This is a genomic window from Tatumella sp. UCD-D_suzukii (assembly GCF_000611875.2).
Taxonomy (GTDB): domain Bacteria; phylum Pseudomonadota; class Gammaproteobacteria; order Enterobacterales; family Enterobacteriaceae; genus Tatumella; species Tatumella ptyseos.
In genome coordinates this window covers 159,344-174,161 of sequence record NZ_JFJX01000001.1, presented here as the reverse complement: position 1 = coordinate 174,161, position 14,818 = coordinate 159,344, and the positions used below count along the sequence as shown (strand labels likewise).

Annotated in this window: 14 protein-coding genes; 2 read left to right on the top strand and 12 right to left on the bottom strand. The window is 51.7% G+C overall.

Going from position 1 to position 14,818, the window contains the following annotated elements; all coding sequences use genetic code 11:
* Position 1: 1 nt before the first annotated feature.
* The 12 genes from nsrR to CG67_RS00795 all read right to left on the bottom strand — a co-directional run bounded on the left by nsrR (position 2) and on the right by CG67_RS00795 (position 12,902).
* Positions 2-445: a nitric oxide-sensing transcriptional repressor NsrR gene (nsrR, locus tag CG67_RS00850; protein ID WP_025901089.1), complete on the bottom strand. Its 444-nt coding sequence runs from the start codon at positions 443-445 to the stop codon at positions 2-4.
* Positions 446-644: 199 nt separating this feature from the next.
* Entirely contained in the window at positions 645-1,943 is a 1,299-nt protein-coding gene (locus CG67_RS00845; protein WP_025901088.1) for an adenylosuccinate synthase, read from the bottom strand.
* Between the two features lie 158 nt (positions 1,944-2,101).
* Positions 2,102-2,290 (bottom strand): DUF2065 domain-containing protein, encoded by a 189-nt coding sequence (locus CG67_RS00840; RefSeq protein WP_025901087.1) that lies wholly within the window; start codon positions 2,288-2,290, stop codon positions 2,102-2,104.
* 59 nt (positions 2,291-2,349) lie between these two features.
* On the bottom strand, positions 2,350-3,354 hold the full coding sequence (gene hflC / locus CG67_RS00835) for a protease modulator HflC (RefSeq protein WP_025901086.1): 1,005 nt from the start codon (positions 3,352-3,354) through the stop codon (positions 2,350-2,352).
* Entirely contained in the window at positions 3,354-4,583 is a 1,230-nt protein-coding gene (hflK, locus tag CG67_RS00830) for an FtsH protease activity modulator HflK (protein WP_025901085.1), read from the bottom strand. The genes hflC and hflK overlap by 1 nt, the downstream gene beginning before the upstream one ends.
* Before the next feature lie 92 nt (positions 4,584-4,675).
* A complete protein-coding gene (hflX, locus tag CG67_RS00825; protein ID WP_025901084.1) occupies positions 4,676-5,956 on the bottom strand; it encodes a ribosome rescue GTPase HflX in 1,281 nt (426 codons plus the stop codon).
* Between the two features lie 76 nt (positions 5,957-6,032).
* Complete coding sequence (gene hfq, locus CG67_RS00820) at positions 6,033-6,332, bottom strand: RNA chaperone Hfq (protein WP_025901083.1); 300 nt, start codon at positions 6,330-6,332, stop codon at positions 6,033-6,035.
* A 97-nt stretch (positions 6,333-6,429) separates the two neighbouring features.
* Positions 6,430-7,380 carry a tRNA (adenosine(37)-N6)-dimethylallyltransferase MiaA gene (miaA, locus tag CG67_RS00815; protein ID WP_025901082.1) on the bottom strand — a complete coding sequence of 317 codons (951 nt, stop codon included), beginning with the start codon at positions 7,378-7,380 and terminating at the stop codon, positions 6,430-6,432.
* Positions 7,373-9,265, bottom strand: coding sequence for a DNA mismatch repair endonuclease MutL (mutL, locus tag CG67_RS00810; protein WP_025901081.1), 1,893 nt, complete (start codon positions 9,263-9,265; stop codon positions 7,373-7,375). The genes miaA and mutL overlap by 8 nt, the downstream gene beginning before the upstream one ends.
* A gap of 50 nt (positions 9,266-9,315) precedes the next feature.
* Complete coding sequence (gene amiB / locus CG67_RS00805; protein WP_038024453.1) at positions 9,316-10,920, bottom strand: N-acetylmuramoyl-L-alanine amidase AmiB; 1,605 nt, start codon at positions 10,918-10,920, stop codon at positions 9,316-9,318.
* Positions 10,917-11,393, bottom strand: a complete 477-nt coding sequence (gene tsaE / locus CG67_RS00800) for a tRNA (adenosine(37)-N6)-threonylcarbamoyltransferase complex ATPase subunit type 1 TsaE (RefSeq protein WP_025901079.1) — start codon at positions 11,391-11,393, stop codon at positions 10,917-10,919. Before tsaE ends, amiB begins: the two co-directional genes overlap by 4 nt.
* 3 nt (positions 11,394-11,396) lie before the next feature.
* Positions 11,397-12,902, bottom strand: a complete 1,506-nt coding sequence (locus CG67_RS00795; protein WP_025901078.1) for an NAD(P)H-hydrate dehydratase — start codon at positions 12,900-12,902, stop codon at positions 11,397-11,399.
* A 149-nt stretch (positions 12,903-13,051) separates the two neighbouring features.
* On the opposite strand from CG67_RS00795, the gene CG67_RS18620 reads away from it, so the two are divergent.
* Both CG67_RS18620 and CG67_RS00790 read left to right on the top strand, forming a co-directional pair.
* Positions 13,052-13,177, top strand: a complete 126-nt coding sequence (locus CG67_RS18620) for a hypothetical protein (RefSeq protein WP_256360137.1) — start codon at positions 13,052-13,054, stop codon at positions 13,175-13,177.
* A 534-nt stretch (positions 13,178-13,711) separates the two neighbouring features.
* Entirely contained in the window at positions 13,712-14,569 is an 858-nt protein-coding gene (locus CG67_RS00790) for a branched-chain amino acid aminotransferase (RefSeq protein WP_025901077.1), read from the top strand.
* Positions 14,570-14,818: the final 249 nt, after the last annotated feature.

Genomic DNA, 14,818 nt, shown 5'->3' with positions numbered 1-14,818 from the left:
GTCATGAATGTGTATTTACCACAGCGGCATCCGTGATAAGAATTTTATATAAATTGTTGTTATCTCTAACGATATCCGCAAGCGTATAGGTGTCCAGTTCTTTCAGAAATTGTTCCATTGCACTATATAACGCTGCTTTCAGGCGGCAAGCCGGGGTAATAGCACACTCATCACAATTCACTAACTGCAAAGGCTCCAGTCGCCGGACGACGTAGCCCAGGTTAATCGCCTCTGCGCGCATCCCGAGGCGGATCCCGCCATTTTTACCACGACTGGTCTGAACAAAGCCTTCGTGGCTCAGCTGATTAATAATTTTGACCATGTGATGCCGTGAAACTCCATAGACATCAGTCACTTCAGTGATACTGGTCATCTGGCCTTCCGGCAATGTCGCCATAAAAATTAATGCCCGAAGAGCGTAATCTGTAAAGCTGGTTAGCTGCACTGTATCCCCGGAATGTATACCGAACAAACATTGATGAACGGCAGGTAAGCAAAAGGCATCTCTGTGTACTGATAATAAACCAGAGTCCGGATTTGCGGAGAATTATTTAAGTAACCGATGAACTTGATCAGCAAACAGAGGGAAATTGCAGTTGATGGCAGGAGAGACAAAGGCCGGAAAAATTCCGGCCAGAGTATGATTAAGCATCAAACGGGTCGCGTAAAATCATCGTTTCACTGCGATCGGGACCGGTGGAAATAATATCGATCGGTACTCCGGTAAGTTCTTCAATACGCTTAATATAGTTGTGCGCTGCCTGCGGCAACCCTTCAGGCGTTTTCACACCGAAAGTACTCTCCGTCCAGCCTGGCATTGATTCGTAAATCGGCTCAATGCCTTCCCAGCCTTCTGCAGCCAGTGGCGTGGTCGTTACTTCACGGCCATCAGGCATACGGTACCCGACACAAATTTTGACGGTCTCTAATCCATCCAGCACGTCCAGTTTGGTCAGGCAGAAACCGGATAATGAGTTGATCTGCACTGCACGACGGACGGCAATAGCGTCAAGCCAGCCGGTACGACGACGACGACCTGTCGTTGCGCCAAACTCATTACCTTTCTGCCCCAGATATTCACCGACATCATCAAACAGTTCTGTCGGGAAAGGACCTGCACCCACACGGGTAGAATAGGCTTTTACAATCCCCAGGACATAATCAACATAACGTGGTCCCAGTCCGGAACCCGTTGCTACGCCACCTGCGGTTGTGTTTGAAGAGGTGACATACGGGTAAGTACCGTGGTCAATATCCAGCAGCGTTCCCTGTGCCCCTTCAAACATCACCAGATCACCGCGTTTACGCGCGTTATCCAGTAATTCAGAAACATCCACCACCATTCCGGTCAGGATGTCAGCAATCGCCAGTACATCGTTCAGTACTTTATCGTAATCAACGGCTTCGGCTTTGTAGTAATGAACCAGCTGGAAGTTGTAATACTCAACAATTTCTTTCAGCTTAACGGCAAAGGTTTCTTTATCAAAAAGATCACCAACACGCAGACCACGACGGGCAACTTTATCTTCGTACGCAGGACCAATGCCGCGTCCTGTGGTACCGATAGCTTTATCGCCACGGGCCTTTTCGCGTGCCAGATCCATCGCCACATGATACTGAAGGATCAGCGGGCAGGCTTCGGATAGCAGGAGACGTTCGCGTACAGGAATTCCGCGATCTTCCAGGCCTTTCATCTCTTTCATCAGAGCTTCAGGTGATAATACGACGCCGTTACCAATGATGCTGGTAACGTTTTCACGCAGAATACCTGATGGAATTAAGTGGAGGACGGTTTTCTCACCGTTGATGACAAGTGTGTGACCGGCATTGTGGCCGCCCTGGTAACGGACAACATAATTAGCACGTTCAGTCAGAAGATCTACGATTTTACCTTTGCCTTCATCACCCCATTGGGTGCCAAGGACGACAACGTTCTTACCCATTTTCCAAAACCACCGATTGCTTAAAAAAGGATTCTACCATCTGAAAAATTCACTTTCAGCATTTTTAGCATACGATTGCGCACTTTTTTTGACGTAATTCTCATCATGCTGCTATACGTGGTATCCCATGACAGGCCGGACGTCTGTCTTTACAGGCATCAGCGGCTCACCATATAAAAGATAACCATACCGGCAACCACCAGCCCGCCGCCAAAACGGCGCAGCAGGGTGTCCGGTAGCCGTGTCATTGCCGCAATGAATTTCCGCCAGCCGCCCGGATACAACATCGGGCCCAACCCTTCAAGAACCAATACCAGGGCCAGAGCCATCCATATTGTTGAATTCATAGTCTTTATCCAATAAAAAAGGCCGGCGATGGGCCGGCCTGAACATTTAACACCGCCTGTCAGTGCGTCGTCTGAGCGGGTGATTTCATAAACCTTAAGAAATCACTGTCCGGGCTCATCACGATCACATCACGATCACCTTTAAAACTATTTTCATAAGCGCGCAGGCTTCTGACAAAGGTAAAGAAGTCCGGATCTTTACTGAAGGCATCCGCAAATAATTTTGTGGCTTCTGCATCCCCTTCACCCCGGGTGATCAGCGCCTGGCGTTGTGCTTCTGCCAGTGTTTTGGTCACCTGATAATCGGCCTGGGCGCGTATTTTCTCAGCTTCTTCCTGGCCCTGAGAACGCTGGCTACGGGCAACAGATTCACGTTCCGCACGCATACGGTTATAAATCGCATCAGAGACTTCCGCCGGTAAGTTGATTTGTTTAATGCGGACATCAACAACATCAATACCCAGGGCTGCCATACTGTTCGGATTCACGGCCGCGACTTTGCCCTGAGTTTCTTTCTCTACCCGGGCTGCCGCACTGGCAATAGCATCGTCTGCTGCCGGCGTCCGGACGTCATCATCCACCCCGGCACTCCCGGTATTCAGTGCATCACGCACATCGGTGGTCAGACGGCCCCGCGAATCAGTCACAATGTCTTTCACATCCAGCCGGCCCATTTCTGAACGCAGACGGTCACTGAACTTGCGTTTCAGTAACAGCTCTGCCTGAGAAATATCTCCCCCGCCGGTCGCCAGGTAATAGCGACTGAAATCACTGATACGCCATTTGATATAGGAATCGACAATCAGATCTTTCTTCTCTTTGGTCACAAAACGATCCGCCTGGTTATCCATCGTTTGAATACGTGCATCCAGGGTTTTCACTGTTTCAAAGAACGGGATTTTGAAATGCAGGCCTGGCGAATAGACCAGTGGCTTGTTTTCATTATCGCGTAATACTTTACCAAAGCGAACAACGATGCCCCGCTGCCCTTCCGGCACAATAAACATTGAGGTGAACAGCAGTACCAGCACGACCACTGCGACAACTATTACAGATTTACGCATTATTCCTCTCCTTCGCGCAAGCCATCATTACGCAGTGCATTCGCTCTGCGCTGATCCATAATGCTTTCCGTCGATAATGACGACGTATTACGACGTGTATTAACGGCAGAAGAGGCTGCTGATGGAGCTTTCAGCGGAGGGACGGTTTGACGAGCCCCGTGACTTTGCGAAGTTGATCCGCCATTCATTAATTGATCAAGGGGAAGTACCATCAGATTATTGCTTTTATCCCCGACAACCACTTTGCGGGTTTCGGATAATACCCGTTCCATGGTATCGATATACAGACGCTCTTTGGTTATCTGAGGTGCCGCTTTATATTCCGGCAGGATTTCAGAGAAACGAGCGACCTCACCCTGCGCTTCCAGTACCGTCCGTTCTTTGTACGCACGGGCTTCTTCCAGAATACGCTGAGCCTGTCCATTGGCGCGCGGCTGAACTTCGTTAGCATAAGCCTCGGCTTCACGCACGTACTGCTCACGGTTTTCACGTGCAGCAATCGCATCATCAAATGCGGCTTTCACCTGCTCCGGAGGACGAGCTGCCTGGAAGTTAACATCCAGTATGCTGATCCCCATATGGTATGGACGGATCGTTTCTTCAATTTCACGCTGGGTTTCACTGCGGACCACAGTCCGGCCTTCCGTCAGTACACGATCCATCGTCGAGCGACCAATCACACCACGTAAGGCACTGTCTGTCGCCTGGCGCAGGCTGTCATCCGCATCGGTGACGGAATAAAGATACTGTTCAGGATCGGTGACCTGATATTGGACGTTCATTTCAACATGAACCACGTTTTCATCAGACGTCAGCATCGCTCCGGAAGTCGCGAGCTCTCTGACGGCCTCAACGTTAACGGCACGCACATGGTCGATAAAGGTCGGCTTCCAGTTCAGGCCGGGTTCAACCAGATGGCTGAACTTACCAAAACGGGTAACCACCCCACGTTCTGCTTCACCGATAGTGTAAAAACCACTGGCTGCCCAGACCACCACCGCAATAAGTACCACCACGCCGGCGATTTTTCCGCCCGGCTGACCGGTGCCGCCTGATTTTGATCCGCCAAATTTACCCAGCTTCTCGCTGAGTTTACGGAATACATCGTCTAAATCAGGGGGTCCCTGATCACGCCCGCCACGATTATCCCCGGGGTTAGCGCCTTTTTTATTGCGGCTCCCCCAAGGATCGCGGTCCTGTCCGTTATTACCGGGCTGATTCCACGCCATGCTTACACTCCATTTATAGTAATTGCGGTGAAAATTTTAAGTGCGGTGGTATCGGATACTGAGATACGTCGTTCTGGTATTGAAAAAATAAATCAGACAATATAATCAATCACAGATGGCTCCTGCTTACACATCCTGCGCCAGTCAACGACGGGCATCCGGATGTGCAGGCCTGTGCTGCCATCATCTTCATTCCATTCTTTTTCGATCGCATGTAACTGGTAAAAGCGGCTGCGTAACTTACCGGCATGAGGCGGCAGACGTAATTCGTACTGAGCAATTTCCCCCGCCAGACGTTCAGAAAGCGCCTGCCAGAGCAAAGGAATGCCGGCACCGCTTTGTGCCGATAACCAGACACGGACCGGCATATTCTCTTCATTGCGATCGATTCGCGGCTCAAAACCTTCCAGCCGGTCTATCTTATTCATCACCAGTAATGCCGGGATTTCATCGGCTTCAATTTCGGCCAGCACTTCATCAACGGCATCAATATTTTCATCCAGACGCACATCCGCCGCATCGACAACATGCATCAGCAGCGATGCCTCACGGGTTTCCTGTAACGTTGCTTTAAATGCAGCCACCAGGTCATGCGGCAGGTGACGAATGAAACCCACCGTATCGGCAAGAACCACATCCCCGACATCCGCGATATGCAGACGGCGTAACGTAGGGTCCAGCGTGGCAAATAACTGGTCAGCGGCATAAACGTCAGCCGACGTCACCTTGTTAAACAGGGTGGATTTCCCGGCGTTGGTATACCCCACCAGCGACACGGTAGGAATATCCGCTTTTGCCCGCGCCTGACGCCCCTGCTCACGCTGCTTTTCCACGCGACTCAGGCGCGAGAGGATCAGACTGATGCGATTACGCAGTAAACGGCGGTCCGTTTCCAGCTGGGTTTCACCGGGCCCGCGCAAACCTATCCCGCCTTTCTGGCGTTCCAGATGGGTCCAGCCTCTGACCAGCCGTGTCGCCAGATGACGTAACTGAGCCAGTTCGACCTGCAATTTACCTTCATGGGTACGAGCACGCTGCGCAAAAATATCGAGGATCAAGCCGGTACGATCAACGACCCGGCACTGACAGATAGCTTCCAGGTTACGTTCCTGAGCCGGGGATAATGCATGATCAAACAGGACGACGGAGGCACCGGTCGCTTTGACCGCATCAGCAATTTCCTGTGCTTTTCCTTCGCCCACAAAATATTTGGGGTGGGGCGCCTTGCGGCTACCGGTCACTACCTGCAGGGCTTCTACGCCCGCAGAAGATACGAGTGTTTCAAATTCCTGTAAATCTTCCTGATCCCGGTCCTGGGTAAACCAGATATGGACCAGAACAGCCTGCTCGCCAGCTTCATAACGCTCAAACAAGCGAAAACCTCTCTTAATAAAAAAACCAGGGCGGCGGCCTTGTTACAGACACCGACCCTGGAATTACAGTGACAAATTACTCTGCGCTATCACCGTCTTGTTGTGACTGAGCAGATGCAGTTCCATTATTATGATAGTTACTGCCACCCGCCGGCGCATTAGTGTGGTGAGATACCGGTCGTGACGGTACTACCGTAGAGATAGCGTGCTTATACACCATCTGGCTGACGGTATTTTTTAACAGAATGACGAATTGATCGAAGGATTCGATCTGACCTTGCAATTTAATACCATTAACCAGATAAATCGAAACCGGTACACGTTCGCGACGCAATGCGTTTAAAAACGGGTCTTGTAATGATTGCCCTTTAGCCATTCTATCTTTTCCTTATATGCTTGTTGTTTATTATTTCAGAACCAACAGTTTAAAATTGCGAAAATTTTGCGCACGGTAACCCGTCAATTGTACACAATCACCCAATGTTAGCACTAACTACCTTCATTATTGCTTCCTGTGCTAACAGAGGTTGATCACTGTCAAGCCAGTGGACATTTTCCCATCCCCGTAACCAGGTGATCTGCCGCTTGGCCAGCTGTCGTGTCGCGCAGATCCCGCGAAAAACCATTTCATCGTAATCGATTTCACCCGATAACCATGACCACATCTGGCGATACCCTACACAGCGGACAGAGGGCATATCTGTATGCAAATCACCCCGCATAAATAATTTTCGCACTTCTGTCTCAAACCCCGACGCCAGCATCTGCTGAAAACGCAATGCGATGCGCTGGTGCAACAATTCGCGACTGGAGGGAGCAATTGCAAACTGTATGACATCATAAGGTAACGCTTCGCCAGATGTTTTTGTCAGCCCTGTTAAAGTTTTACCTGAAATATAGAAAACTTCCAGTGCCCTCGACAGTCTCTGGGGATCATTCGGATGAATACGATGCCCTGCTTCAGGATCAATACGGCATAAATCCTGATGAAGCGCTTCCCAGCCTTCCGCTTCCGCTCTTGCTTCTATCTGCCGGCGAATTTCCGGGTCAGCCGCAGGCAACGGGGATAACCCCTCCAGTAATGCCTTGTAATAGAGCATTGTCCCGCCCACCAGCAATGGAATACGCCCGCTCTGTGAAATTTCATTCATTTCTTTCAGAGCATCACGGCGAAACTCTGCCGCCGAATAGGCCTGTGCCGGGTCACGAATATCCAGCAGACGATGCGGCGCCAGTGCCAGTTCTTCTGCGGAAGGTTTGGCTGTCCCGATATCCATACCTTTATAAATTAATGCAGAGTCGACACTGATAATTTCTACCGGCAGTTTCTGGCGTAATGCTATGGCCTGGGCCGTTTTACCGGAAGCCGTCGGCCCCATCAGGAAAATAGCCTTTGGCCGGCCGGACTGATTTATTTCACTCATTTTTCAACGCTTCAAATACATTGTTTAAATCTACTGCCTGTAATAATCCGGCGGGAGGAGCGGTCACCAGTGACGGTGTCAGCCTCTCCAGGTCTGCCAGTAAAGCAATAGCCTGTGAGTGATTCCATTCAGAGTGTCCGGTGTTACAGCGGGTTGCCAGCCATCGGGCAAGCTGCTCTGCACTGACCTCTGATTGTCGGGCAAGATAGCCTAACAGCTCCGGAATCAAGTTTTGTAAATGTTGTGTGCGCAATGGTAAAGGCACCCCACGCAATGTGACATGCTGGGCATCCGTCGCAAACTCCAGCCCCATAGACTGCAACGATTCACTGTGTATGGACAGTGCCTGACGCTCTGATTTTTCTGTTTTCAGCCGGACAGGGATCAGTAAGGGCTGAGAGCGCAGAGGGGCCTCCCCCGGCTGCAACTGAGCCTGGATAAGCCAACGCGAGGCCACTGGCAGAGAAATAAGTTGCAGTCCCTCCTGATGTTCGGTCAGCGCATAGGCCTGACGCAGAACGGTCAGCACCCGGCCAAAACTTCGCGGGTGTGAGGCTAATGGCACGCCGGGATCCGCTGACTGACTCCGCTCCGGGGCTGAAACCTTCTCCTGTGCTGACGCCGGTAGCTGAGCCGAAGAGAGCATCCGCTGGTACAGCTCCCCTTCCCGGGTCTGATAACGCGGTGCGGTATAGGAGACCGGGGGCGTAGCCCCGGCACCGCGGCTGGCGGTTTGCTCCCGCCTCCGGCCACTGTCATCGGCCGGCACCGCACCGCGGTCGGCCGTCGCTGGCCGCGTTGGTGAAGCATACAGGTTCTCCCCTGCGGCGCTTCTGTTCGTTGCCCCGGAGGTCACCGGTGTCTCCGTCATCTCCGGCAGTGTTTCCGTCGCACTTTGTAACGCACTCAGTACGCCCTGGTAAATAAAGTCATGGACCAGTCGCGATTGGTGAAAACGGACTTCATGTTTTGCCGGATGAACATTCACATCCACCTGGTGCGGGTCGATGGTCAGGTAAAGGACATAGGCGGGCTGCTGATCTGCTCCCAGTTTATCCTGGTAGGCCTGCCGGATAGCGTGATTGATGAGTTTATCGCGCATCATACGGCCATTCACATAGCAGTACTGTAAGTCTGAGAACTGCCCTGCCGCACGGGGGTCTGCCACCCAACCGGTCAGGCCCAGAGAATCATGCTGCCATTCGAGATGCAGAGCATGTTCAAGGAAGGCGGACCCGCAGATGGCGGCCAGCCGGCGCTCCTGCTGCTTCTGTTCACTGGCTGCGCGGTAATGACGAACCCGTTTACCATTGTGGCTGAGGGAGAACTCCACATCAAAACGCACTAAGGCAATGCGGCGGATCACTTCATCAATATGTGCAAATTCAGTTTTTTCGGTACGCAGAAACTTTCGCCGGGCCGGTGTGTTATAGAACAGGTCCAGGACTTCCAGAGTGGTACCGCAGGGATGCGCTGCCGGTTTGAGAGAAACGTCCATTTCCCGCCCCTGAGCATACGCCTGCCATGCCCCTTCCTGCGCTTCCGGACGGGAGGTCAGTGTCAGTCGTGACACTGAACTGATACTGGCCAGGGCTTCACCGCGAAACCCCAGGCTCATAATGGCTTCCAGATCATCCAGGCTGGCGATTTTACTGGTCGCATGACGGGCTAATGCCATCGGGAGTTCATCTTTCGCTATCCCGCAACCATTATCACGGATGGATATCCGCCTGGCGCCACCTTTATCAATTTCTATCTCAATGCGGGTCGCCCCGGCATCCAGGCTGTTTTCTGTCAGCTCTTTAACGACCGAGGCCGGTCTTTCAACCACTTCTCCGGCGGCGATTTGGTTCGCCAGTTGAGGTGGTAATATTTTTATTGTCATTCCCTTCCTCACAGAACGTTGATGACCAGAAGTTCTCTTCTGTCAGCGGATCATGGCGGAGAGATTGTCAGTGTCTGGCCCAGCATGACATTTTCAGAACGCATATGATTTTGCTGCATTATACGCGTTGAGCTCACACCATACTTAGCGGAAATACTACTGAGTGTATCTCCTCTGACCACTTTATGCCGGACAATTGCCGGAGGTTTGGTCGCTAACGTATTTTGCGGGTTCCCCCCGGTTGCGGGGATTTTCAGACGCTGCCCTGTCATCACATTTTCGTTCTTCAGACGGTTAAGATCAATCAGCACACGGTTCGTCACACCATAACGCCGTGCAATTCCTGTCAGCGTTTCACCCTGCCGCACAACATGGATCGCTGATGAAACAGGCCTGGCCGGTATGGCAGGTTGCGCTTTATTCTCTCTGTCCGGCACATTTTGCTGAGGGTGCAGTTTAAAATAGTTATGCAGCCCTGAGTAAATCGCTCTGGCAATCTTATCCTGATAGGCGCTGGTTCCCAGCAGACGTTCTTCCTTCCGGTTACTGATAAATCCGGTTTCAACCAGTAAGGAGGGAATATCCGGCGAACGCAATACCCCAAGGCTCGCATGTTCAGGCAAGCGTTTATGCATCACTGTTACAACCCGTAGCTGCTGGATCACTTTGACCGCAACGTCATACCCTACGCGCTGTGAATGGCCAAACTGCAAGTCCAGTACCGCCTGACTGAAATACGGATCCGCCTGATTGTTTGCCAGAAGATCACCCGCACCGCCCAGTAATTCAGACTGTTTTTCTCTCTTTTCGAGCCAGCCTGCCATTTCTGAGTTTGCCCGCCGGTTGGAAAGCACCCAGACAGAAGCCCCCGTGGCAGAACGATTCGGGGCCGAATCCGCATGAATGGAGAGCAGCAGATTCGCCTTTTCTTTGCGTGCAACCTCAGAACGCCCCTTCACGGAGACATAGTAGTCCCCGGTTCGGGTCATAACGGCTTTAAACATAGGGTCTGCATTCAGCAGTTTTTGCAGTTTACGGGCGATGGCGATGGTGACATTTTTCTCTTTAAGCCCGTTCTGGCCTATTGCCCCGGGATCCTGGCCACCATGCCCGGCATCAATAGCGATGATCACCCGGTCGTTATTACGGATCTTACCGCCGGGATACGTTGTCGTATTGCTATTCGTCACCGTCGCCCCATTCTGCCCTTTGAAAGGGTCACTGGCCGGCGTCGCTTTCGCGGCCGAAGTGACGGCATTTTTTCCATGCAAAGAAAAAATAACCTGATATTCATCCCCCTGCACATTCATCCGGGTCGTGGTTTTCGCCGACTGTGTCAGCTCAAAGACCAGGCGAAAGCTGTTCGCATTAACCGGTTTGCTGGTACGAATACGCTTTACGATATTCTCACCACTAAAATTCAGCGGCAGGCCTTTAATCACCCCCGACTGATTGATATCCATCACTACCCGTTCGGGTTTATGGAGAGAAAACCATGAGTAGGTGGGTTTACCGTTAAAATGCAGTGTCACCGTGGCCAGTGAACCGCCATTATCGACACTGATATTGGATAACGATGCTGCAACACTTAGCCCCGGCAACAGGAGGGTCAGTAGCAATAACAGTCCATACCGGGACAAATGCCGTAAGGTCATACTCCATCCCTGTCTGTGACCGACTTCGCGACAATATTTTCCCCATAAGGGGTATGGGCAACGATCTCTGCCTGCCGGCAGTCGTCCACGTAACTCATGGTGATCGTCAGATCCGGCTCAGGTAAAAAGCCTTTTCCCTGCTGTGGCCATTCGACCAGGCAGATAGCCTCTGCGCCGAAATAATCACGGATCCCCATAAATTCCAGTTCTTCAGGATCCGCCAGACGATACAGATCGAAATGGTAAACAGTACGCTGCCCAAGGGTATAAGGTTCCACCAGGGTGTAGGTCGGGCTTTTCACGTTCCCCTGATGCCCGAGCGCCTGGATAAAACCACGACTAAAGGTGGTTTTTCCGGCCCCCAGATCACCGTGCAGATAGATAACCGTGGCACGGTGACTGGCCTGTGCAAGAGATGCGCCTAAAGCCAGAGTGGCCGATTCATCAGGTAAAGCGATAACAGAGGTTTTCATTCTTTATTTTACGTTCATATCAGGATTAACAAATCGCCTAAGCGGAATAAATAAATCACTGGCTAACATACCACGCATGCCTGATTCGCTGGCAACAGCATCGGCCGCGGCACTATGGGCGACGACACCGGCGCAGGCCGCATCATAAAGAGAGAGTTTCTGCCCGGCAAGTGCGGCAATCACACCGCTCAGCACGTCTCCCATCCCCCCGGTCGCCATCCCGGGATTCCCTGCATCGGCAATCGTCATTTCGTCTTTGAAAGACGTGATCAGCGTGCCTGCCCCTTTCAGTACGACAACCCCGCCATAACGCCGTGTCAGTTCGCGTGCGGCCTGTAGCCGGTCGCGTTCGACAGCACTGACCGTCGACCCAAGTAATCGAGCGGCTTCACCGGGGTGAGGGGTAAGAATTCGATTTTGACGTGTATCGGGGTCGATTGCCAGAAGGTTAAGGGCATCAGCATCCCAAAGTGTGTCTTTTTTACTTTTTTTTACCTGGTTCAGGATCTGTCGGGCACGCTGGCTCTGGCCCAGTCCCGGACCGATAACCAGCATATCGGCCCATTCCAAAGCTTCCTGCAGTTTTTCGTCCGAGGCTTCGGCAACCATCAGTTCCGGACGTGCGCTCAGAATGGCCGGGATATTGCTGGCGTGAGTCAATACTCTGACCAGGCCAGCTCCGCTGCGTAATGCCGCCTCTGCGGCAAGGCGTATTGCTCCCCCGGTCCCTTCTGCGCCCCCGATGAAGACTAACCGCCCATTATTCCCTTTATGGGACGTCCCCTGACGGGGCTGCAGCCACCGCGACAGATCCCGCGCGGTTCTGCGCCAGATCGGCGCTGCAGTCAGTACCGGGTCAGGTAGCGTTCCGAGAGGATCCAGCGTCACCCTGCCGCAATAATCCCGCGCTTTACCGGTCAGCAGTCCGGCTTTCAGCGCGATAAAACTCAGTGTCACGGTGGCCTTGATAGCAGCCCCCGGTACTGCCCCGCTATCCGCCATGACGCCGGAAGGGATGTCCAGGGCCAGGATAGGCACCTGCCGTTGGCGGGTTTTTTCGATCAACGACAGATAAGGATCTTCAGGTGCGCGATTCAGACCGATCCCCAGCAAAGCATCAACGATCAGATCCTCCTGCCCGATCCACTCCCCGTCTGCAGGCTGACATTCCCCGCCACAGGCCAGCCATTGATCTCTGGCTTGTGCGGCTTCCGGCGGAAGATCTTTATGATCACACGCCATCACACTGACGGTATAACCCGCCATACTTGCCAGGGTCGCCAGTACATAACCATCCCCGCCATTATTTCCGGCCCCGCATAAGATGCGTAAATGCCGTGCTGCCGGCCAGGTCTGCCGCAGATACGTAAACGCAGCCATACCTGCCTGCTGCATCAGCTGCCAGCAGGTAATATCACCGCTCTCACACAGAGCACGTTCGAGTTCAGGGAAGGCGTTAACCGGCCAGACAGCCGACGATGAAGAAAGATCCTGATGATGCTCAGACATTGGCGACCTCTTAATCACGGGAAAGAGAGGCCGACAGGATAACATAGCAGGCAAAAATAGGGAGCCGGTCCCTGACAGGCACGTATTCGCCACACAGATACCTGGCTAAATCATTTTATAGGGTTTCTTTTTGCAGGAGATCTTTGTCTGTGGATAAAAATAAAAATATCTTTTTTATTCAAGGTATACAGAGGGAAAATGACGAAAGTCACATTGCGGTGAAAATAAAATATTTTTATTTAAATCAATCGGTTGCTAACTATCTCTGGCAATGACTGTATACAGGAGAGCGAAGGTAAAAAAAGGTTAAAACTGTGGATAACTCTGTTTACAGACTACAAAAAAGATGCCTGTATAGGGCACTCACGGATGAATCCTTTGTAAAAATAAAGGCTTTCCTTTGTGCGGTACGAAATAGCACATCAGAGATACAGTATTTCGGGGAGGCGTATTATGCAGAGAACGCACTGTGATAGCAACTAGCAAACGCAATGATGCGCACTGATCGATGGTTATTTATACAAATAGCTAAACGCTGACGCAGCCCCGGGGATCAGCCTCCCGGAATACATGATAAATATCAGCAGGGTAGATAGATCCTCTGTATGACAAACGATCCTTTGCCGATCGCCCGACAAAAAGTAAAAAAGTGGCGGATCTGGCGAAGAGAAGTTATTCAGCTATATCTGATTTCTTGCTAAGCTGAAGTTAACTGCTGGCATTAACGTCCGGCATGCCAATAACAGTTCACAAAACATCAATTATAACGGCAGCCTGGTGACAGGACATTATGGGTACTGAGGAAGACAATGAATAACCAAGAAATCATCTGGTACAACGGCGAATGGAGCACGACAGATAAACCTGCGATTGGTATCACCGATCATGCATTATGGATGGCCTCTACTGTGTTTGACGGCGCGCGCGCTGTCAAAGGCCATCTTCCGGACCTGGAAGCCCACTGTCAGCGCGCTATTCGCTCCGCGCTTTCTATGGGAATGGAACCTAAAATTACCGCAGACGAAATTATTCGTTTAGTCCACCAGGGGCTGGCCCGCCTTCCTCACGATACCGATTACTACATTAAAGTTCTGTTCTTCTCTCCTGGCGGGTTCCTGCTGCCGGATCCTGAAAGCACAACTTTTGCATTACATATTTTTGAAACAGCCCTGCCGGAAGATAACGGATTCAGCGCAACGTTCAGTCCGTTCCGTCGCCCCGACGCGACCATGGCTCCCACGGAAGCCAAAGCTTCCTGCCTGTATCCGAATACACAACGTATTATCCGGGAAGCCAGCCAGCGTGACTTTTACACCGCAGTGGTACTGGACGGTGAAGGAAATGTGGCAGAATTTGCAGCGGCTAACCTGTGGATCGTCAAAAATGGTACGGCCTATACCCCGGTGCCTAACGGGACTTTCCTGAACGGAATTACCCGTCAGCGGGTGATTGCCCTGTTACGTGAAGACGGTATTACGGTAGAAGAAGTGACGTTAACCCCGGAAGATGTCCTGAATGCAGACGAAATCTTCAGTACCGGTAACCACGGTAAGGTTCTGCACTGTAACCGTATTGAAGACAGAGAGCTGACCCGTGGCCCTGTCAGTGCCCGTGCCCGTGAGCTATATCAGGCCTTTACCGAAGCCTCAGAAAAAGTTCAGGGGTGAAGTCACCGCGGATAAGGTAACGCATAGCGTCCGCCTTCCCCTGTCATCCGGCAATATCGATCAGCGTACCTGGTGCGCTGATTTTTTTTACCCGCGATTCCCGGCACAGCAAATCAGCAAATCAGCAAATCAGCAAATCAGCAAATCAGCAAATCAGCAAATCAGCAAATCAGCAAATCAGCAAATCAGCAAATCAGCAAATCAGCAAATCAGCAAATCAGCAAATCAGCAAATCAGCAAATCAGCAAA

Excerpts from the sequence above, each read along its gene's own strand:
- CG67_RS00845 (WP_025901088.1), bottom strand. The coding sequence starts at position 1,943 with ATGGGTAAGAACGTTGTCGTCCTTGGCACCCAATGGGGTGATGAAGGC.
- CG67_RS00840 (WP_025901087.1), bottom strand. The coding sequence starts at position 2,290 with ATGAATTCAACAATATGGATGGCTCTGGCCCTGGTATTGGTTCTTGAA.
- hflC (WP_025901086.1), bottom strand. The coding sequence starts at position 3,354 with ATGCGTAAATCTGTAATAGTTGTCGCAGTGGTCGTGCTGGTACTGCTG.
- hflK (WP_025901085.1), bottom strand. The coding sequence starts at position 4,583 with ATGGCGTGGAATCAGCCCGGTAATAACGGACAGGACCGCGATCCTTGG.
- hfq (WP_025901083.1), bottom strand. The coding sequence starts at position 6,332 with ATGGCTAAAGGGCAATCATTACAAGACCCGTTTTTAAACGCATTGCGT.
- miaA (WP_025901082.1), bottom strand. The coding sequence starts at position 7,380 with ATGAGTGAAATAAATCAGTCCGGCCGGCCAAAGGCTATTTTCCTGATG.
- mutL (WP_025901081.1), bottom strand. The coding sequence starts at position 9,265 with ATGACAATAAAAATATTACCACCTCAACTGGCGAACCAAATCGCCGCC.
- amiB (WP_038024453.1), bottom strand. The coding sequence starts at position 10,920 with ATGACCTTACGGCATTTGTCCCGGTATGGACTGTTATTGCTACTGACC.
- tsaE (WP_025901079.1), bottom strand. The coding sequence starts at position 11,393 with ATGAAAACCTCTGTTATCGCTTTACCTGATGAATCGGCCACTCTGGCT.
- CG67_RS00795 (WP_025901078.1), bottom strand. The coding sequence starts at position 12,902 with ATGTCTGAGCATCATCAGGATCTTTCTTCATCGTCGGCTGTCTGGCCG.
- CG67_RS00790 (WP_025901077.1), top strand. The coding sequence starts at position 13,712 with ATGAATAACCAAGAAATCATCTGGTACAACGGCGAATGGAGCACGACA.